At 36.5% G+C, this 20649-nt stretch carries 22 protein-coding genes and 2 tRNA genes; 20 read left to right on the forward strand and 4 right to left on the reverse strand.

The window, feature by feature from the left end:
* The first annotated feature begins 47 nt into the window (after positions 1-47).
* Positions 48-479 carry an Rrf2 family transcriptional regulator gene (locus tag DM800_RS07095; RefSeq protein WP_000512998.1) on the forward strand — a complete coding sequence of 144 codons (432 nt, stop codon included), beginning with the start codon at positions 48-50 and terminating at the stop codon, positions 477-479.
* A 60-nt stretch (positions 480-539) separates the two neighbouring features.
* On the opposite strand, the gene DM800_RS07100 is transcribed toward DM800_RS07095, so the two are convergent.
* Both DM800_RS07100 and DM800_RS07105 read right to left on the reverse strand, forming a co-directional pair.
* The gene (locus DM800_RS07100; protein WP_000913204.1) at positions 540-1205 is read right to left on the reverse strand and encodes an MIP/aquaporin family protein; all 666 of its coding nucleotides are present in this window, start codon (positions 1203-1205) and stop codon (positions 540-542) included.
* A 143-nt stretch (positions 1206-1348) separates the two neighbouring features.
* On the reverse strand, positions 1349-2314 hold the full coding sequence (locus DM800_RS07105; RefSeq protein WP_087985341.1) for a DMT family transporter: 966 nt from the start codon (positions 2312-2314) through the stop codon (positions 1349-1351).
* Between the two features lie 100 nt (positions 2315-2414).
* On the opposite strand from DM800_RS07105, the gene DM800_RS07110 reads away from it, so the two are divergent.
* Positions 2415-2987 carry a helix-turn-helix domain-containing protein gene (locus DM800_RS07110; protein WP_000658052.1) on the forward strand — a complete coding sequence of 191 codons (573 nt, stop codon included), beginning with the start codon at positions 2415-2417 and terminating at the stop codon, positions 2985-2987.
* Between the two features lie 65 nt (positions 2988-3052).
* On the opposite strand, the gene DM800_RS07115 is transcribed toward DM800_RS07110, so the two are convergent.
* Entirely contained in the window at positions 3053-3238 is a 186-nt protein-coding gene (locus DM800_RS07115; protein WP_000044337.1) for a PspC domain-containing protein, read from the reverse strand.
* Between the two features lie 335 nt (positions 3239-3573).
* Here DM800_RS07115 and DM800_RS07120 point away from each other — a divergent pair, with 335 nt between their 5' ends.
* The 13 genes from DM800_RS07120 to DM800_RS07180 all read left to right on the forward strand — a co-directional run bounded on the left by DM800_RS07120 (position 3574) and on the right by DM800_RS07180 (position 13048).
* Complete coding sequence (locus tag DM800_RS07120; RefSeq protein WP_147786642.1) at positions 3574-4815, forward strand: amidohydrolase family protein; 1242 nt, start codon at positions 3574-3576, stop codon at positions 4813-4815.
* Between the two features lie 98 nt (positions 4816-4913).
* Positions 4914-6209: a purine/pyrimidine permease gene (locus DM800_RS07125; protein WP_097856881.1), complete on the forward strand. Its 1296-nt coding sequence runs from the start codon at positions 4914-4916 to the stop codon at positions 6207-6209.
* A 165-nt stretch (positions 6210-6374) separates the two neighbouring features.
* Positions 6375-6599, forward strand: a complete 225-nt coding sequence (gene gerE / locus DM800_RS07130) for a spore germination transcription factor GerE (protein WP_000659484.1) — start codon at positions 6375-6377, stop codon at positions 6597-6599.
* Positions 6600-6785: 186 nt separating this feature from the next.
* Positions 6786-7073 (forward strand): hypothetical protein, encoded by a 288-nt coding sequence (locus DM800_RS07135; RefSeq protein WP_048541328.1) that lies wholly within the window; start codon positions 6786-6788, stop codon positions 7071-7073.
* A 156-nt stretch (positions 7074-7229) separates the two neighbouring features.
* Complete coding sequence (locus DM800_RS07140) at positions 7230-7892, forward strand: type 1 glutamine amidotransferase domain-containing protein (protein ID WP_046956269.1); 663 nt, start codon at positions 7230-7232, stop codon at positions 7890-7892.
* Between the two features lie 290 nt (positions 7893-8182).
* Positions 8183-8992, forward strand: a complete 810-nt coding sequence (gene racE, locus DM800_RS07145; RefSeq protein WP_000774000.1) for a glutamate racemase — start codon at positions 8183-8185, stop codon at positions 8990-8992.
* A 131-nt stretch (positions 8993-9123) separates the two neighbouring features.
* The gene (gerM, locus tag DM800_RS07150; RefSeq protein ID WP_088610032.1) at positions 9124-10173 is read left to right on the forward strand and encodes a spore germination protein GerM; all 1050 of its coding nucleotides are present in this window, start codon (positions 9124-9126) and stop codon (positions 10171-10173) included.
* 128 nt (positions 10174-10301) lie between these two features.
* Positions 10302-11039 carry a ribonuclease PH gene (gene rph, locus DM800_RS07155; RefSeq protein WP_001261765.1) on the forward strand — a complete coding sequence of 246 codons (738 nt, stop codon included), beginning with the start codon at positions 10302-10304 and terminating at the stop codon, positions 11037-11039.
* Between the two features lie 11 nt (positions 11040-11050).
* The gene (locus tag DM800_RS07160) at positions 11051-11659 is read left to right on the forward strand and encodes an XTP/dITP diphosphatase (protein ID WP_000815937.1); all 609 of its coding nucleotides are present in this window, start codon (positions 11051-11053) and stop codon (positions 11657-11659) included.
* Between the two features lie 13 nt (positions 11660-11672).
* Complete coding sequence (locus DM800_RS07165) at positions 11673-12176, forward strand: metallophosphoesterase (protein ID WP_000645521.1); 504 nt, start codon at positions 11673-11675, stop codon at positions 12174-12176.
* Positions 12177-12285: 109 nt separating this feature from the next.
* A tRNA-Gly gene (locus DM800_RS07170) sits at positions 12286-12359 on the forward strand.
* Between the two features lies 1 nt (position 12360).
* Positions 12361-12434 (forward strand) — tRNA-Arg (locus DM800_RS07175).
* A gap of 413 nt (positions 12435-12847) precedes the next feature.
* Entirely contained in the window at positions 12848-13048 is a 201-nt protein-coding gene (locus DM800_RS07180; RefSeq protein ID WP_000124458.1) for a hypothetical protein, read from the forward strand.
* 83 nt (positions 13049-13131) lie between these two features.
* Here DM800_RS07180 and DM800_RS07185 read toward each other — a convergent pair whose 3' ends face one another.
* Complete coding sequence (locus DM800_RS07185; protein ID WP_147786643.1) at positions 13132-13746, reverse strand: PH domain-containing protein; 615 nt, start codon at positions 13744-13746, stop codon at positions 13132-13134.
* Positions 13747-14264: 518 nt separating this feature from the next.
* On the opposite strand from DM800_RS07185, the gene DM800_RS07190 reads away from it, so the two are divergent.
* The 5 genes from DM800_RS07190 (at position 14265) to lonB (ending at position 20597) form a co-directional block, all read left to right on the forward strand.
* On the forward strand, positions 14265-14513 hold the full coding sequence (locus DM800_RS07190; RefSeq protein WP_001983650.1) for a hypothetical protein: 249 nt from the start codon (positions 14265-14267) through the stop codon (positions 14511-14513).
* Between the two features lie 197 nt (positions 14514-14710).
* Entirely contained in the window at positions 14711-15709 is a 999-nt protein-coding gene (locus DM800_RS07195; protein WP_000358261.1) for a hypothetical protein, read from the forward strand.
* 309 nt (positions 15710-16018) lie between these two features.
* Positions 16019-17296, forward strand: coding sequence for a trigger factor (gene tig, locus DM800_RS07200; RefSeq protein ID WP_000729261.1), 1278 nt, complete (start codon positions 16019-16021; stop codon positions 17294-17296).
* A 264-nt stretch (positions 17297-17560) separates the two neighbouring features.
* Positions 17561-18820 (forward strand): ATP-dependent protease ATP-binding subunit ClpX, encoded by a 1260-nt coding sequence (gene clpX, locus DM800_RS07205; RefSeq protein ID WP_000472285.1) that lies wholly within the window; start codon positions 17561-17563, stop codon positions 18818-18820.
* Between the two features lie 106 nt (positions 18821-18926).
* Complete coding sequence (gene lonB, locus DM800_RS07210; protein WP_000119166.1) at positions 18927-20597, forward strand: ATP-dependent protease LonB; 1671 nt, start codon at positions 18927-18929, stop codon at positions 20595-20597.
* Positions 20598-20649 lie beyond the last annotated feature (52 nt).

Genomic DNA, 20649 nt, shown 5'->3' on the forward strand with positions numbered 1-20649 from the left:
AATAAGAGTCGTCTTTTAATAGAATGAATACAAAGGAGGGTGTGCAGATGGGGATTAGTAGTCGTTTTACAGTAGGTGTTCATATGTTAACGTTACTTGCGATAGATCGAAACTCTCGCTGTACCTCTGAATGGATTGCTGGTAGTGTGAATACAAATCCAGTTGTGATTCGTCGCATTACAGGAATGTTGAAGAGAGCAGGACTTGTTGATGTACAAGCTGGTAAAGGTGGTACGACACTTGCTCGTGATTTAGAAGAAATTACATTACTTGATGTATATAAAGCAGTGGAAGTTGTAGAAGAAGGACAACTATTTTCCTTCCATGAAAATCCCAACATTGAATGTCCAGTAGGAGCTAATATTCAATCAGTATTAGAAATTATTTTAATGCAAGCGCAAGAAGCGATGGAAAACGTACTTGCAAATGTAACGGTAGATCAATTAGTTACAAACTTAAAGTCTAAAATGAAAGAGTAAAAAAAGCGAGCAACCTCATAATGAGGGCTCGCCTTTTTTTATTCAGAAATATTGAAAATTCTATTTTTCAGTATTTAAAATGAATTTACCAACAATAGCTGCTACGATACCACCAAGAATTGGTGCTACGATGAATACCCATAGTTGAGAAAGTGCTTCTCCGCCAGCGAATAGAGCTGGTGCGATACTACGAGCTGGGTTAACAGAAGTTCCAGTTAACGGAATTCCTAATAAGTGAACTAAAACTAATGTGAAACCAATTACTAATCCTGCTAGAGAAGAACTTCCTTTTTTACCTGTTACAGCAACGATAACTAAAATGAATACGAAAGTTAAAATAAATTCAACTAGAAATGCTCCAGATAAACCAAGAGTTCCAAAACCATTTTGTCCTAAATTATCTAAAGGTGTTTTAGCAGAGCGTAAAATCGTTACTAACGTTGCAGTTCCTAATAAACCACCTAAAATTTGAGCTAATACATAATAACAAAGTTCCATAGCATTCATTCTTTTGTTGATGAACATAGCTACTGATACTGCTGGGTTAATGTGACATCCAGAAATTGTTCCGATGCTATATGCCATAGCCACAATAGATAGACCGAAAGCCATAGCGATTCCTAATGTTCCAATTCCTTCAATTCCGCCGCCAATGACAGCTACTCCAGTTCCGAATAATACAAGTACAAATGTACCAATAAATTCAGCGATTGCTTTTTTTAACATAATTTACCTCCTAATATTGCGCATGAAACGTATTATAACATAGGTTTTAGTATAAATAGCTAATGAAATACTATTCTGATAAGACGAAATAGGGGGACAATAAAAAAAGAGTATAGTTCTTTGTTAGAGAACTATACTCTTTTTTATGCAGTTTTTTTCTGCCTAACGACTGGAGCAGAACGGTTTAAAACGCTATTTGCAACCATTCCTAACATAATAATAATCATTCCTAGTAGGGAAAGACCACCAGGAAATGAACCATTCAAGAAAACAATTTCGCCAAGCACGGTAAAGACCATCGTTCCAGCTTGCGTTGCTTCAACAGCTCCAAGTAGAGAGAGGTTATCTTTGGCTAAGTCAGTAGCAAAGAAAAATGTCATCGTCGCAATCACGCCAGAACATAAGGCTAACAAAAATCCTTGCAACATTTGGCTGGATGTTGGAATACCGGTAGTAGAAAATCCATATATACCAAGTAAAATTGTTATAGGTAGACTTCCTATTGCCATTCCTAATACACGTTGGAACGTATCAAGACGTCCGCCAACAAGTTCCATCATTTTTCGGTTGCCGAATGGATATAAGAAGGCTGCTACTACGACAGGTAAAAAACCTGAAATGAACTGAGTCATTGTAATATGACCTGCTGCAGTCGCTTGCATACAAATTACACCAAGTAAAATAAATAATGCGACATATAAACTACGAAGTGGAATTTTTCCGCGTACAAGTTTTGTGCCTGATTTCGTTTCTAATTTAACGAAGAATAATGGTGATAAAAGTAAACCTGCTAATATAGTAACTTGCCAAGTTCCAGCAACGAGCCAAGCTGGAGAAAAGACAGCTGCGAAACTTAATAAAGAATAGAAACCAATACCAGCAACGGAACCCCATCCGATCCACGCTAATGGATGTTTCTTTAATTCTTCCCATAAACCCCTTAAGTTTTTGCGAAATAAAACGATAAGGAATAAAATAGGGAGAGCAAATAAAAAACGGAAGGAAGCTGTCCAGGCCCAGCTCGTTCCAGATACATTCATCGCTCGATTAATAATAAAGGTTGCGGAAAAAAAGGCTGATGATAAAAGGCCTAATAAAATTGCGCGCATGAAGTATAGCACTCCTTTCGAAATTTGATAATTATGTATAGTATAATATACTTGAAAGTGATAAAAGTAAACTATTTTATACTTTAAGGTGGTTTTATAGATGAAAGAACATGAAGATATGCAAACGAAAGAAGTCATTCAGCAAGTAGGTCAGCTATTAAGACAAATTCGAAATGAACAAAAATTAAGTTTAGAAGAATTAGCCCAAAAAACAGGGGTTAGTAAATTAACATTAGGAAAGATTGAAAGAGGCGAAACGAATCCGACGTTAGCTGTCATTTGGAAAATAACGAAAGGGTTATCGATTCCTTTATCGAGATTGATGGTTGTTGGAGAACCTGTAGCTGTGGCGCGCTGCGGAGAAGGATTTGCAGTAGATGTAGGACAAGCATGGCATTTAGAAACGATGTTCCGCTATACGAAAGAAACGGGGATGGAAATGCACCGTGCTTGTTTAAGATCGAATAGTATATATGAACCAGAAGCTCATCATGAAGGTGCTATTGAGCTTGTAACAGTAATGAAAGGGAAAGTATCGATTCAAGTAGAAAGCGATGTATACGAATTAAATGAGTTTGACTCTATTCAATTTGAAGCGAATAAAAAACATAGTTATAGAAATGAAGAAGATGAAGTAGCAGTATTACATTTAACGATGAAATATTCTTCATAAAAAAATCACCTATAGAATTCTATAGGTGATTTTTTATATTTCGATTAAGTATATGCAGGATGCCACTAGTACGAACGTGGCATAAGTAATAAACAAATGAAATAAACTAAAAAACCAGTCCCAAAACATAAAACAGCAATGACCCAAAGTATGCGAATGAGGGTAGAGCTAATATCAAAATATTCGCCTAAACCGCCACATATACCAAATAGCATTTTATCAGTTTCGGATTTACATAACCTTTTTGACATCTTCCAATCCACTCCTTTTTATCCCGCTTTAACGAGCAGTAAGAACTCCACCTAAAAATTCAGCGAAAGCAAAGAAGTTAGGTGGGGATTAACTGCCCGTAAAAGCCCGATTGGTTTAACTAATGATCAGTGGGGGGATGAACAAACCCCCCCACTGATCAAAGTTTCACTTTATAGCAAGCTATATACTTCTATTCTATATGGAAATTTATGAGAAGACTATGCGGTTGTATTACATTTTTTTTAGGGAACAGTCGTATTAATTGTCTTAATTTTCAGTTGATATTAAAATTATAGTAAGAGGTAACTTTTAATAAAGGGTGGGGGAAATAGAGATGACAGTATATTGGCTGACTAATGTAATGCTTGAATCGGGGTATACATATGAAGAGGGGAGAATTTCCCAAACAGAAACAGAGTTATGTAGTTTACTCATTGAAGATGGACGAATTAAAAAAATGATAGCAGGGGCTGTTCAAGAGGAAGGAGTATTAATACTTGATGCTAATCGTTTATTGATTTTGCCAGCTTTCGAAGAGATGCATATTCATATTGATAAGACATATTATAGTGGTCCTTGGAAAGCTTGTATGCCAGCAGAGAATATTTTTACGCGTTTTAATGAAGAAGAAAAAATTCTGCCGAAGCAATTAGCAACTGCTCAAGATAGGGCGGAAAATATGTTAGCGTTATTGCTTCGAAATGGTGCAACGAATATAAGAACGCATTGTAATGTTGATCCGATTATTGGACTTGGTAATTTGGAGGCGACGTTAGCGGCGTTGGAAACATATAAAAATCAGGTTTCTGGTAGAATTGTTGCTTTTCCACAACATGGATTATTGCGTAGTAATTCTGTACAACTTGTGAAAGATGCGATGCGTATGGGTGCGCATCTAGTCGGTGGAGTGGATCCAGCTACAGTGGATAATGATATTGAAAAATCATTACATACCATTATGGATATCGCAGTAGAATTTAATGCGGATGTTGATATTCATCTGCATGATGCGAATAATCTTGGGACGTTTACGATGAAGCGATTGGCAAGTTTAACAGAAGAAGCGGGATGGCAAGGTCGCGTAACAATTAGTCATGCACTTGGACTTGGTGGTGTTACGGATAAAGAAGTTGAAGAAGTGGCGGAAAGACTAGCTGCTTTAAATATTGATATTACTTCAACGGTGCCAATTGGGAAACAAGTAATCCCAATTCCGTTATTAGATAAAAAAGGTGTGAAAGTTTCATTAGGAAATGATAGTATTACTGATCATTGGTCACCGTTTGGCACAGGTGATATGCTGCAAAAGGCAAATCGATTAGCGGAACGTTTTGGCTGGAGTGACGAAAGGTCTTTAAGAAAAGCCCTTCGCTTTATTACGGGAGGAAAAGAAACGTTAAACAATGAAGGGAAGCGAGCATGGCCGAATGTAGGAGATGAAGCAAGTTTTGTTTTGACGAATGCAACATGTACTGCTGAAGCGGTAGCGCGTCAAACAGAGAAACGTTTAGTCGTGCATAAAGGGAATATTGTTGTTGGAAGTTTAAATGAGGTGGAATTAAATAATCTTGTGTAAAAGAATCGTGTAAATGTTTTGAGGAGGGTTCTAATTGTGAGTGTAGAACCCTTCTTTGTTATGCTTGCAATATATTTCTTACAGGGAAGCTAGAAAGGATGAAAAATTTGGACAATCAACATAACCAAAATCATATTATGGGAACTTTGCAATGGTTTATATTTTTATTAGCGAATTCAATCGCACTACCAATTGTCGTTGGCGGATTATTTCATCTTACAACGGAAGAAATATTTTATTTAATGCAGCGTACGTTTTTTGTAGTTGGTATATCTTCTTTTTTACAAGGGTGGCTTGGACATAGACTACCAATTGCGGATGGACCAGCTGGATCGTGGGTTGGAGTATTTACCGTACTTGCTTATGCAACGGCCGGGCAAGATCAATTACATAGTACGTTGCAAATTTTAGAATTAGGAATGATAATTTCCGGTGTTATTTTAATAGGATTAGGAGTCACTGGTTTTATCGGACGTATTTTATTTTTATTCACGCCGCTTGTGACAGGGACGTTTTTACTTTTATTATGTTTACAATTAAGCGGTGTATTTCTAAAAGGAATGCTAGGAATTACTGCTACTGTTTCTCAAATCGATGGATTTACAGCGATAATTGCGTTTAGCATATTTCTTTTCGTTATTATACTATCTAACTTCGGAAAAGGTTTTGTCAAAAGTTATGCGGTTTTAATAGGATTAATTAGTGGGTGGATTCTTTTTCTCATTGCAGGAAAAATGACGATTCCATCTCAAGTAACTCATTTTGTGCAACTTCCGCAAATATTTGCTTGGGGACTTCCAAAGTGGAATACAGGTATGGCTGTATCCAGTTTCGTTATGGTATGTATTTTAGTTTCAAATACAGTGGCAGCTATTATAGCAATTAATCAAGCTACCATTCAAAAGGGGACTATTGAACAAAAACAGTTGAAGGGTGGTACGTGGGTTGGAGGGATTTCGCATATCATTTCTTCTGTATTTTCAACTGTAGGTGTCGTGCCGTTACCAGCAACGGCAGGATTTATACGTTTAACGAAACAAAAATATATACGATCGTTCTTACTAGCATGTTTGTTACTAGTCGTAATGTCGTTGTTTCCAAATATTATTCGTTACTTAGCATCGTTACCACCCGCTGTCGCATCTGCGGTTTTAATGGCTTCGTTCGTACAGTTAATTGGAATTGGGTTTCATAATATAAAACAAGTGCCAATGAGCGAAAGGAATGTAACGGTTTTAGGAGTTTCTGTATTATTTGGAAGCGGTGTTATGTTTTTACCGTCTGGAGCACTCCAATCACTGCCGTCTGTTATGCAATATATATTCGGAAATGGTTTGTTCGTAGGTACAGTTGTCAGCATATTACTAGAACAAATATGGCGTAATGAAAAGTGAGTGGATACAAAGAGTGTCTGCACTGTATAAAAGTCTAAAATAACATGTGAAATAAAGCCTATTTTCATTCACCACCCGCACATTTCGTTCATACAATATCTTGACTAAATAAACACCCAACTTACACATACACGGCTCTGGCTTAAGCAAGGAGGTTTATACCAGTTGAAGGAAAAAGCGTATCAATCTAAACCGTTACTCACAAAGAGAGAGAGAGAAGTATTTGAATTACTGGTTCAAGATAAAACAACGAAGGAAATTGCAGGTGAACTTTTTATCAGTGAAAAAACAGTACGCAACCACATCTCAAACGCAATGCAAAAGCTAGGAGTTAAAGGACGTTCACAAGCAGTTGTTGAGCTTCTTCGCATGGGAGAGCTCGAACTATAAAAAGAAAGCCGACTTTTATATGAAGAGTCGGCTATTTTTCTGTTTATATTTTGAACTTAAAAAGGTATTTCAGACTTTGAGAAGGAAGATATGTTTAAGAAAGAAACGTTAAAAATAACTACTTTAGAACATGATGAGGCATTCAGGGTAGGTATCTTTGTCATTCACAAATAAGAAGGTGCAAATATGAAGTTGTATTTTAAGGATATGGAGATAGGTGAAATTAAAGATGTTTTTGGAGACATGCCATGGATGTATGGAACAATTCGTCTATATGAAAATAGTAAACCGTTCCAAAAATATTTTCGTGAGATGGTAGACGAAGATAGTGGATTTGATTTTGAAAGCATAGATCCTGAATTTTTATATGAAGGAAATTGGTCTGTTTTTGATGAGGATAATCAGCGGTATTTAGGGATTGATATACCTGCTATTCATATGGAGGATAACACGATTGCGTGGCGTTGGAGATAAAAGTTATAAGGTTGTGAAAATCTTCGTACGAAAGAATTCAAACGATAACAACAAGTTGACTTTTATACAAAAGGTCAGCTTGTTGTTATCGTTTTTTCCGCTTGCTATAAGAATGATAAGAACACTCCATACATAAATAGGTAGTAAGGAGGGGATATGTTGAAAAGGATATTGTTAGTTTCAACAAGCGCTCATGATATGAATGGACACCCGACTGGTTTGTGGCTGGAAGAGCTCGCAGCTCCTTATAATGTATTTAAAAAAGCTAAGTTCGATGTTGATATTGTGTCGATAAAGGGCGGTAAAGTACCTATTGATAGAGTGTCTATTCCGAACGGGATACCTCGTGAATTTAAGTATGTCGCTTCTTTATTGCAAAATACGAAGCCGATCTCAAATGTTCATTTTTCGGATTATGATGCGGTTTTATTTGGTGGTGGGCACGGGGCAATTGTAGATTTTCCAGGTAATCCATATGTTGCAAATTTGATTGAGAATATGTACAACAATAACCGGATTGTAGCGGCTGTTTGTCACGGAGTAAGTTCTTTAGTCGGTGTGAAAAATAAAGATGGCTCGTTTTTTGTTGCCGGTAAGCGTATAACAGGTTATACAAACGATGAGGAAAAAGCTGTGCATTTAGAAAAGCGAGTGCCGTTTTTATTAGAAAGTAAATTGAAAGAAGAAGGAGCTTTGTTTTATGTTGCTCCAAATTTCACACCGCATGTAGTAGTAGATGGGCGTTTAATTACAGGGCAAAACCCGCAGTCTAGTATGGAAATAGGGAAAGCTATAAGAAGAGCTGTCAATAAATTATAGAAAAAGTGCTCGCTTTCATTTCTGCTCATTTCTTCTTATTAATAGGAATGTCTTCTTTCCAAAAAAAGATGGAGCGATAAATACGTATTTTATATAGAAGAAACCGACTTTCATATAGAAGGTCGGTTATTTTTCTGTCTTGCAAATTATGAAAAAAAGGAGCAAAATAAAAAAGGTCCTAGTCTATACAGGTACAAATGAAAATTTTCATACAGAAGCAGTTTAAGTTAGCGAACTTAAAGTGTGTAAAATATAATGATAAAATAAGATGATGAATGAGAAAACGGGTGATGAAGTTGAATAGAGCAATCGGTGTTATCGATTCAGGAGTTGGCGGTTTAACAGTAGCGAAGGAATTAATTCGTCAGTTGCCGAAAGAGCGTATTATATATTTAGGGGATACGGCACGTTGCCCTTATGGTCCACGTTCTCGAGAAGAAGTGCGTCAATTTACGTGGGAAATGACGGAGCATTTACTAGATTTAAATATCAAAATGTTAGTTATTGCGTGTAATACAGCAACTGCGGTTGTATTAGAAGAGATGCAGAAACAATTACCAATTCCAGTGGTAGGAGTTATTCATCCAGGATCACGTACAGCTTTAAAAGTGACAAACACGTATCATGTTGGGATTATTGGAACGATTGGAACGGTGAAAAGTGGTGCATACGAAGAAGCGCTAAAGTCTATTAATAACCGTGTTATGGTAGAAAGTTTAGCGTGTCCGCCTTTCGTTGAGCTTGTAGAGAGTGGGAATTTTGAAAGTGAAATGGCGTATGAAGTTGTACGAGAAACGTTGCAACCGCTGAAAAATACTGATATTGATACACTTATTTTAGGTTGTACACATTATCCAATTTTAGGTCCTGTTATTAAAAAAGTAATGGGAGATAAAGTACAACTCATTAGTTCAGGTGATGAAACAGCGCGCGAAGTAAGTACAATTTTATACCATAGTAAAATGTTGAATGAGGGAGAGGAACAAAGTGATCATCTCTTCTTAACGACAGGAAAAATAGGCCTATTTAAAGAAATTGCATCAAAATGGTTCGGTCAACCGATTGAAAATGTGAAACATATTCATTTAGAAAAAGAATAATAGTAGAATCCATATAAGTGAGCTCCTGAGAAATCAGGAGTTTTTTTGTTTATAGGAAGCACAGCTTGTTCTAAAAAGTGAAACAGCTCGTATACATAATAGTACAAACTTAGATTTTAGGGGGGAATGGCATGCCTAAATCCACTTTTAAATGGGTTGTTGGTGCTACTGTGAGCGCTGTTTTACTAACAGGGTGTGGCTTTATAAATCAGGAGAAAGCAACGGAACAAATTGATCCGCCAAAACAAGTTACGTATACAGAGGGTGGAAAGAAAGAAGTAGCTAAGAAAGATAAGCAAGGACAAACGGTGAATAGAGAACTATACCTTGTTGATAAAAATGGTTATGTTGTACCGCAAACGTTAGCTATACCTACTCCGAAAGCGAATGAGGTCATTCAGCAAACGTTAGAGTACCTTGTGAAAGATGGACCGGTAACGAATTTATTACCGAATGGGTTCCGTGCAGTCATTCCAGCGAATACATCGATGACACTAGATTTGAAAAAAGATGGGACGGCAGTAATTGATTTCTCTAAAGAAATGAAAAACTATGCAAAAGAGGAAGAGCGTCAGATGGTTGAGTCAATAGCCTGGACGTTGACGCAATTTAAAGAAATAAAACAAGTGCAGTTCCAAATAAATGGTGAAAAATTGGCAAAGATGCCTGTTGGTGGTACACCGATTGGTGAAGGGGTGAGCCGTGCTAATGGTATCAACTTCGATGATGAACAAGTAGCGGATGTAACAAATACAAAACCGGTTACACTTTATTTTATGGCACAAAATAATGATAAGCAGCAATACTACGTACCAGTAACACGCCGCGTTGTAGAAGGAAAAGAAAATGATTATGCAGCAATTATAGATGAACTTGTAAAAGGACCGATTCATCAATCGCTTCTGAATGATTTTAATCCAGGAGTTAAGTTGATTACGAATCCGAAGTTACAAGACGGAAATCTTACATTAAACTTTAATGAAAATATATTTATAAACCCAGATAAAAATATGATTTCAAATTACGTATTGAAGTCGTTAGTTTTATCTTTAACAGAAAAGAAAGGCGTGAAAAGTGTTTCTATTGAAGTAAATGGTAAAGCGAATCTTATAGATGAAAAGGGTGGAAAGTTAATAAAACCTGTCGATCGTCCAGAAAACGTGAATACAGGTAGTTTTTAATCTTCAATAATTTGATATACTTAAGTAAGAAAGGGGAATTGCTTTTTGGGTTCCTCTTCTTTTATTGTATACATATCATACATTTAAATTTGGCTATACTAACAAGTAGTTATGAGGAGGTTATTTTTATGCGAGTAGATGGTAGAGAGAAAACAGAATTACGCCATATACATATTCATACGAATTATTTAAAACATCCAGAGGGATCAGTATTAATTGAGGTTGGGGATACAAAGGTAATTTGCTCAGCGACAATTGAAGAGCGTGTCCCACCGTTTATGCGTGGAGAAGGAAAGGGCTGGGTAACAGCTGAATATGCGATGATTCCACGTGCAACAGAACAACGTACAATTAGGGAATCAAGTAAAGGGAAAGTAACAGGACGTACAATGGAAATCCAGCGCTTAATTGGACGAGCATTACGTGCGGTAGTTGACTTAGAAGCACTTGGTGAGAGAACGGTTTGGATTGATTGTGATGTTATTCAAGCGGATGGTGGAACGAGAACTGCTTCTATTACAGGTGCATATGTAGCAATGGTATTAGCGTTTGAGAAGTTATTACAAGCAGAAAAAGTATCTAAAATTCCAGTAAAAGATTATTTAGCAGCAACGTCAGTAGGAATTGTTGAAGAGCAAGGTGTTGTTTTAGATTTAAACTACGCAGAAGATTCTAAAGCAGACGTTGATATGAACGTAATTATGACTGGAAAAGGTCAGTTTGTTGAAGTGCAAGGAACTGGAGAAGAGGCGACGTTTAGCAGAGCGCAGTTAAATGAATTACTTGATGCTGCGGAACAAGGTATCTTCCAACTAATCGACATGCAAAAAGAAGCGTTAGGTGACATCGTATCTCATATAGAGTAGAGGTGGAAAGTATGAAACAAGTTGTTGTAGCGACAAAAAATATGGGGAAAGTACGTGAATTTGCTGAGTTATTTGAGCGATTTGATTTAGAAGTAAAATCATTGCACGATTTTCCTCATATTGAAGAAGTCGAAGAAACTGGTGAAACATTTGAAGAAAATGCGATCTTAAAAGCGGATAGTCTGAGTAGACAGCTGAATGCGATCGTAATCGCGGATGATTCAGGTCTTATTGTAGATGCTTTAAATGGAAAACCAGGCGTGTATTCAGCTCGTTTTGCTGGAGAGCCGAAAGATGATCAAGCGAATATTGATAAAGTGTTACAAGAATTAAATGAAATAGCGTTTGAAAAGCGTAAAGCTCGTTTCTACTGTGCATTAGCAGTGGCTTTCCCTGAAGGGGATAAAAAGCCTGTCATTGTAAACGGGACGTGCGAAGGGTATATTTTAGAGCAGCGCCGCGGGGAAAATGGCTTTGGATATGATCCGATTTTTTATGTGGAAGAATATAAAAGAGCGATGGCGGAACTAAGTTCAGATGAGAAAAATGCCATTAGCCACCGTGGACGTGCTCTTCGTAAGCTAGAAGAAAAAATCCCTGAATGGTTTTTAGGAGAATAAGGGAGAGAGATTGATGAAAGCTTTAATCGTAAGCGATAGTCATAGCTCCGTGAAGGAATTACAGCAGTTGAAAGAGAACTATGAAGGAAAAGTAGATGTCATGATTCATTGCGGTGATTCAGAGCTAACGCCTGCTCATGAAGAGCTGCAAGGTTTCCATGTTGTAAAAGGGAACTGTGATTATGCTAACTTTCAAGATGAAATTGTAACTGATGTAGATGGCATTCGTTTCGTAGTTGTGCACGGACATCGTCATAACGTGAAAATGACATTACAAACATTAGCGTACCATGCGGAAGAGGTAGGGGCGCAAGTTGCATGCTTCGGACACTCTCACGTATTAGGTGCAGAATTAATCGATGGCGTTTTATTTATTAATCCAGGCAGTATTTTATTGCCACGTCAGCGTGTAGAAAAGACATTTGCTTTATTAGAAATGGATGAAAATCAAATGGAAGTTCGTTTTGAAACATTAGACGGACAACTAGTTGAACAAGCAGTTTTTAAAAGAGGATAAGAAAAATTATCCTCTTTTAAAAAAGGTGTTGACTTTATGTATGGTTATACATATAATAAATATTGTCGATAGGGCAACAGCGCTAACGAAGAAAAATAAAATAACATATGCGGGTGTAGTTTAGTGGTAAAACAAGAGCCTTCCAAGCTCTGGTCGAGAGTTCGATTCTCTTCACCCGCTCCATGTCCCAGTAGCTCAGCCGGATAGAGCATACGCCTTCTAAGCGTACGGTCGGGAGTTCGAATCTCTCCTGGGACGCTAAAAAAACCTTGTTATCTTTTGATAACAAGGTTTTTTGTTTGTTTAAAAATTGATGTATGTGCAAGAGGTGTAAAAAAATATAAAGTAACATATGATAATTATTATATACAATAGATTAAAGTGCATTAAGAAAAGAGCGCTATTTATGCGCCCTATTTCTCTTGTTTAATTTAAAGAATCAATAGGCTTATGATGAAACTTAAATCCATATCTATATTATCCCAATTGTTCACTTAGAATGTTATAAAACTTTTTACCATTCTAGTACGATTAAGCAGCCGTTATCGGAACTTATCCCCGACAGTGTGTTACAATTAATAGAAGCGGAAAACGAGAATCTCCAATTGACTGGACGTGTGATTGGTTGGACAGTTTAAGAAGGTTGTATAAAAAAGGGAGATGGCGCAAAGATGGCTAGATCAAATGAGAATGATTTAACAGAGAAATTGGCAGAAGGTCACCGGAAATATGGTGATGGCAACTTTACAGTACAGAACATCGGTGATGAAACTAACCCAGATTGGACTGTCGTAAAAAATGTGAGGAAGGGATCGGCAGGCATTCGTGAAGGAGAAGATATATTAAGACTGCGATCAAAATATATAAAATAGTACGGGAATGCGGAGTGGGAGTTCAAATCTCTCCTGGGACGCTAAGAAACCCTTGTTATCTTTTGATAACAAGGGTTTCTTGTTTAGTTATTAATAAACTTCTCAAATACAAAACCATAATCTTTCACGTTATATTGTTTCTTCGTATCAACGAGCCAGTTAAAGGCGATCTCGTTCATTTCTTTAAATTGTTCTGCTAAATTTACTTGTGCGTTTGAAATACGGCTGAAAGCGTTAGATGCCATATCTAGACTTTTATATGCATACTGTAATGTAATATCGTTGTCGTATGAAATTTCTTCTATTTTAAGTAAAGCCTTATATAAATCTTTTAATTCTTCAATATGTTTTTTATGAACATCAATTGAATAATGCTCATCCCCCATCTGGAACTTAATTTCTACGTCTAAATCAATCGTTCCTGCAGTTTCAAGTGCTACGTTTTTAATTTGATACTTACTATAACTAAAGCGGCGTAGTGTACGTTTTTTACTTGTTGCACTTGTACCATCTAGGTGGATTAATCCTTTGTTTGTGAAACAATATTCATCTGATTTTGATTTGATTAAAAAATAAATTTTCTCCCCATCTTCATGCATCACGTAATCATCAGCATCAACTTTATCGTAATCTTTCGGTGTAATGACAGAACCTACATCGCTTAGCCCTAATACATCTGCAGCCATTTTTTTAAACATACATAATCCCCCTTTTAAATTAAATTCTTAATTGTATAAAAATATATTAACACGATTTCAATAAAGTGTTTTCTTATAATTAAAAACATTTGAAGGTAAGTTAAGAAAAGTAACAAATAATTATTTCAACCCTAAGTTATTTAGGAAATCTATCAGTTTAAGAGTGGATTCTCCGAAAAATAACCAGGAGAAAAAGTTAATTTTGCAAGTAATTATAGAGAAATTCCGTGAAAACCTCTCAAGTAATATGAGGTTTTTTTCTATTCATTTTGAAATCTTACAATTCTGTAAGGTAACTGTAAGGAAGTTCGATGGTAACAAATTGCTAATCCTCTATAATAAAGGTAACAACGATAAAACGAGGAGGAAGAAATGATGAAAGGATTAATTGTAACGGGTTTAACAGTTGCTTTTGGATTTGTAGCGTATGAGAAATTAACGTATGTAGTTGATGTTGTAAAACATTTAATCGCTTAGTAAAAAAACTGCCATGAGAGGGAAAGGGAATGAGTGAATGAATGGAATGGTTATTTGGAATTATAGGTACTTGTAGTGTAGTGTTATTGTTCTTTGTCCCGAGTGGTATACTTAGTTCGACAACGAGTTTGTTCTTCTTAAGTTTGTTTGCTTGTACGATGCTTATTATTATGTTTTTAATGAAGCGAAGTAAACCAATCTTCTATTTTAGCATGATTGTTATGGCAATTATTGTTCTCCAAATTATTACCCTTGTTATATACCCCACTATTATAAAAGCTTTCCATTAATGATGAATCCTCTGCTTTAATTGCTGAGGATTTTTATTTGTACATTTTTAATTTTTAGTAAGGATTTGTTTATATCGAAATATAAAAATTAAATATTTCCATATTTCAAACAAAGGGTTTTGGGATGTTGTGTTCTTATTACTCATTTGATATATTTACTTTAAAGATAATTAAAATCTAGAAAAAGAGGCGGACGTATGGATAAAAAAGAAAATACGGTCGTATTGTTTCCACAACTATCAGAGCGATATATTGATGAAGGTTTTTTAGCACTGAAAGAGCGGAAATTCGAAGATGCATTGCGCTGCTTTGAAATATTACGTCAGTATAATGCAGAAACGGAACAAACGGAACTCGCTTCTGTTATTTGTTTGTTAGAATTAAAACATATGGAAGAAGCGAAAGACAAATGTGAACAGTTACTTGAAACAGGAGCTGTATTATTTGGTGATATTCTTGAAACATATGTGACGATTTTAGTTCAAACAAATGATTATGAAGGTGTCATTGAAATCGTTGAAAAGGTTTTGCAAACGAAAGATGTAATGCCTGAGCAAAAGGAAAAATTAGCACAGCTCGCTTTATTTGCAGAAGGTATGTTAAGTGAAGTAGATACGTCACTAGTCGATTCGAATTTTGAATTGGATGAGTTTACTAATGAAATGTTTGGAGAAAACTTTGGACAAAAGCTAAGAGCGATTCAGCAACTTTCGTTAAAAGACTTGGATCTTGCATTACCTATTTTAAAGAAATTTTTAATAGACGAAAAACAGCACCCTTATTTGAAAACTTCTATTTTATATAAAATGATAGAAAATCAAATAGAAGAAGAGATAGAGGTAGAAAAGTTTGGGAATACGATTAAGGTGATTCCAGCATTTACAGGTCATAATGAGGAGCAATCCGATAACATTATACATACATTATCAAGCCGATTAGAGCAAAATTATCCCGATATATTTGATGCGATGGTTACATATTGGAAAGAATTGCGAATTAGCGTTTTCCCATTCGCTCTATTAATGGATAAAGTGGAGATTTGGGCTGCTGTTTTAGAGAGAATTGGAAGAAAGCGTTTCGGATTGACTATTGATGAAGAAGAGCTTATGACAGCGTATAATATTGAATTAGAAGAGTTTCATATTGCCTATCAATGGTTATTACGTGTTGAAAGAGAAGGATATTTGCCCGTATAATTATGAAAAAGAATCGTTCGGTTCTTGAAACGAGCATATTCTATGTTATAATGTAAGGGTTGCAAAAGGCAGAAATCTGCCTGTTTGTAAGAGAAGAGAAGTGTAAATCTCTTACTTAATATGTTTCATATTATTCTCGAACAAAATATACCGTAGTTGTCTTTTAGACAATTAGTAGATTGGAACATTATATCTGAAAGCTTTTGCTAGAGGATTATTTGTACTTTTGTTATTTCAAAAAAGAGATAATGAAGATTTTAATCTATAGAGGTATGTGCATACATTATTATAGTTGGAGGGAAAGAATAAATGGCTGCAAAATGGGAAAAATTAGAAGGTAACGTAGGCGTTTTAACAATCGAAGTTGATGCTAAAGAAGTAAACAACTCTATCGACGCTGCGTTCAAAAAAGTAGTACAAACAATTAACGTACCAGGTTTCCGTAAAGGGAAAATGCCTCGTCCGTTATTCGAACAACGCTTTGGTATCGAATCTTTATACCAAGATGCTTTAGATATCATCTTACCAAAAGCATACGGTGAAGCGATCGATGAAGCTGGTATCTTCCCAGTTGATCATCCTGAAATCAACATCGAGAAGTTCGAAAAAAATGCTAACCTTATCTTCACTGCAAAAGTTACAGTGAAGCCTGAAGTTAAATTAGGCGAGTACAAAGGTTTAGCAGTAGAAAAAGTTGAAACAACTGTAACTGACGAAGATGTAGAGAACGAATTAAAATCTTTACAAGAGCGTCAAGCTGAACTAGTTGTTAAAGAAGAAGGAACTGTTGAAAACGGTGATACAGCTGTAATCGACTTCGAAGGTTTCGTTGATGGCGAAGCATTTGAAGGCGGAAAAGGCGAAAACTATTCTCTTGCAATCGGTTCTGGTACTTTCATCCCTGGTTTCGAAGAGCAAGTAATTGGTCTTAAATCTGGTGATTCTAAAGAAGTTGAAGTATCATTCCCAGAAGAGTACCACGCTGCTGAATTAGCTGGTAAACCAGCTACATTCAAAGTAACAATTCACGAAATCAAAACAAAAGAACTTCCTGAGTTAAACGACGAGTTCGCTAAAGAAGCTGACGAAGAAGTTGCAACTCTTGATGAATTAAAAACAAAACTTCGTACAAACTTAGAAGAAGGCAAAAAGCACGAAGCTGAGCACAAAGTACGTGACGAAGTAGTAGAATTAGCTGCTGCTAACGCTGAAATCGAGATTCCAGAAGCTATGATCGACACTGAGTTAGATCGTATGGTTCGTGAATTCGAGCAACGTTTAAGCCAACAAGGTATGAACCTTGAGCTTTACTACCAATTCACAGGTACTGACGCTGACAAGTTAAAAGAGCAAATGAAAGAAGACGCTCAAAAACGCGTAAGAATCAATCTTGTTCTTGAAGCTATCATTGAAGCTGAAAACATCGAAGTTACTGAAGAAGAAGTAACTGCAGAAGTTGAAAAAATGGCTGAAATGTACGGTATGCCAGTAGACGCTATCAAGCAAGCTCTTGGAAGCGTAGACGCTTTATCTGAAGACCTTAAAGTGCGTAAAGCTGTAGACTTCTTAGTAGACAACGCTGCATAATAAAATAACAAGGCGCGATTTTAATCGTGCCTTGTTTTATAAATATAGAAATATATTTATAAAACTTTTCGATGAAGAAGGAAAACTTCCTTTACAAGTCGAATATACATATTTCAAAAGTTTTAAAATTTTTTTATTTGTACATAACTAGTCATATTATTTGTATTTCTCGCCACGTAGTGACATAATATGTATTTACATACGATACATTTATCGTGTACATACGAAGGCAAGAGGTTAGCACTTTGTAAGGGGTGTGAAAATATGTTTAAATTTAATGATGAAAAAGGTCAATTAAAATGTTCTTTCTGTGGTAAAACACAAACGCAAGTTCGAAAGTTAGTTGCAGGTCCAGGTGTTTACATTTGTGACGAGTGTATCGAACTTTGTACTGAAATTGTACAAGAGGAGCTTGCGAAGGACGAAGAAGTAGAATTCAAAGATGTACCGAAACCGGTAGAAATTCGTGAAATCTTAGATGAGTATGTCATCGGACAAGATAACGCGAAAAAAGCACTAGCGGTAGCGGTATATAACCATTACAAACGCATTAATTCTAACAGTAAAATTGATGATGTAGAATTAGCGAAGAGTAATATTTCACTTATTGGGCCAACTGGTAGTGGTAAAACATTATTGGCACAAACATTAGCGCGTATTTTAAATGTTCCATTTGCAATCGCGGACGCAACATCTTTAACAGAAGCTGGATATGTAGGGGAAGATGTAGAAAACATCTTACTAAAATTAATCCAAGCAGCTGATTATGATGTAGAGAAAGCGGAAAAAGGAATCATTTATATTGATGAGATTGATAAAGTGGCACGTAAGTCCGAAAATCCATCAATTACACGTGATGTATCTGGTGAAGGTGTACAGCAGGCACTTCTGAAAATTTTAGAAGGTACTGTAGCGAGCGTTCCACCTCAAGGTGGTCGTAAGCATCCGCATCAAGAGTTCATTCAAATTGATACAACGAACATCCTATTCATTTGTGGTGGAGCGTTTGATGGCATTGAGCCAATTATTAAACGTCGCCTTGGTGAGAAAGTAATTGGATTTGGTGCTGAGAAGAAAAATGCTGATGTAAATGAGAAGCATGTTTTATCTCACGTTTTACCAGAGGATCTTTTAAGATTCGGTTTAATTCCGGAGTTTATCGGTCGTCTTCCAGTTATTGCGAACCTAGAGCCGCTTGATGAAGATGCTCTTGTAGATATTTTAACGAAACCGAAAAATGCACTTGTTAAGCAATTCCAAAAATTATTGGAGCTTGACGATGTTGAGTTAGAGTTTGAAGAAGGTGCACTAGTTGAGATTGCGAAAAAAGCAATTGAACGTAAAACAGGTGCTCGTGGACTTCGTTCTATTATTGAAGGCTTAATGCTTGATGTAATGTTCGAACTTCCATCTCGCAAAGATATCGAGAAGTGTATTCTGACGAAAGAAACAGTAGCTGATAATGAACCGCCGAAATTGGTGTTACAAGACGGTACTGTACTTGATACAAAAACATCTGCATAGTGCGAAGAAGAAACAGCAATTTTTATAATTGCTGTTTTTCTTTATGTTTAGCTATGTTCCTCCGCGGAAATACTAAATGATAAAACATTGCGGGAGGAAATAAATTATGAGCTGGACAAATATATTTTTACTTGTTCAACTTGTTTTTGGTGTAATTGTCGGATTGTATTTTTGGCATTTACTTCGAAATCAGCGAACACAAAAAGTTTCAATTGATCGAGAATCGAAAAAAGAATTAGAACAGCTTCGTAAAATGCGTGAGATTTCTTTAACAGAGCCGCTTGCGGAGAAGGTACGTCCTACATCCTTTTTAGATATTGTAGGGCAAGAGGACGGGATTAAGTCGTTGAAAGCGGCTCTTTGTGGTCCGAATCCGCAACATGTAATTATATATGGTCCGCCAGGTGTCGGGAAGACAGCGGCAGCACGCCTTGTATTGGAAGAAGCGAAACGCAATCCGAAATCTCCATTTCGTACGAATGCAACATTTATCGAACTTGATGCGACGACAGCAAGATTTGATGAACGTGGTATTGCAGACCCATTAATTGGTTCAGTCCATGATCCGATTTATCAAGGGGCAGGTGCAATGGGGCAAGCGGGTATCCCACAGCCGAAAAAAGGGGCTGTAACAGATGCGCATGGTGGTATTTTGTTCATTGATGAGATTGGTGAATTACATCCAATTCAAATGAACAAAATGTTAAAGGTGTTAGAAGATCGGAAAGTATTTTTGGAAAGTGCGTACTATAGTGAAGAAAATTCGATGATTCCAACGTATATACATGATATTTTTCAAAAAGGTTTGCCAGCCGATTTTCGCTTAGTTGGGGCGACGACACGTTCGCCAGAGGAGATTCCTCCTGCTATTCGGTCACGCTGTTTAGAAGTGTTTTTCCGTGAGTTAGATACAGAAGAGATTCAAAAAGTAGCGAAGAATGCAGCTGATAAAGTGGAAATGCAAATAGGTAAAAATGGTGTTGAAATGATCGGGATGTATGCAAGAAATGGACGAGAAGCAATTAACCTTGTACAAATTTCTGCTGGTATGGCAATAAATGAAGAACGTTCTTTCATTAAAGATGAAGATATAGAGTGGGTTGTTCACTCTAGTCAACTTACACCGAAATATGAAAAACGTATTTATCCTATTCCGAGAATCGGTCTTGTAAATGGACTTGCTGTATACGGACCAAATACAGGCGCGTTATTAGAAATTGAAGTAACAGCAATCAAGGCGAAAGATAAAGGGTCGGTAAATGTTACCGGGATTGTGGAAGAGGAAAGTATTGGTAGTCAAACGAAATCCATTCGCCGTAAAAGTATGGCGAAAGGTTCTGTAGATAATGTATTAACAGTACTTCGTTCTCTAGATGTGTTGCCAGAAGGGTACGATATACATATTAATTTTCCAGGTGGTATCCCAATTGATGGGCCTTCGGCAGGTATTGCTATGGCAACAGGTGTATATTCAGCAGTGCATCGTACGTATGTGAGTAATGAAGTAGCGATGACCGGTGAGATAAGTATACACGGGGAAGTGAAACCTATTGGTGGTGTGTACGCAAAAATAAAAGCTGCGAAAAAAGCAGGTGCTAAGAAAGTCATAATTCCTGCTGAAAACATGCAACCGTTTTTGTATACAATAAAAGGAATTGAAATCATTCCTGTTCGTAAGTTAAAAGAAGTATTTGAGCTAACATTTATGCAGGAAAATATGCATCGAGACCTTGATATACATACTACTGTAGACGAAACAGATGCACAATCAATGTGAGAATGAACGATAATAAAATTTGCCAGACTTCGTTTAAGTTTGTATGCTTAAG

Origin of the sequence: Bacillus sp. AY18-3, assembly GCF_008042305.1 — a bacterium.
In the GTDB taxonomy this organism is placed as follows: Bacteria; Bacillota; Bacilli; order Bacillales; family Bacillaceae_G; genus Bacillus_A; species Bacillus_A wiedmannii.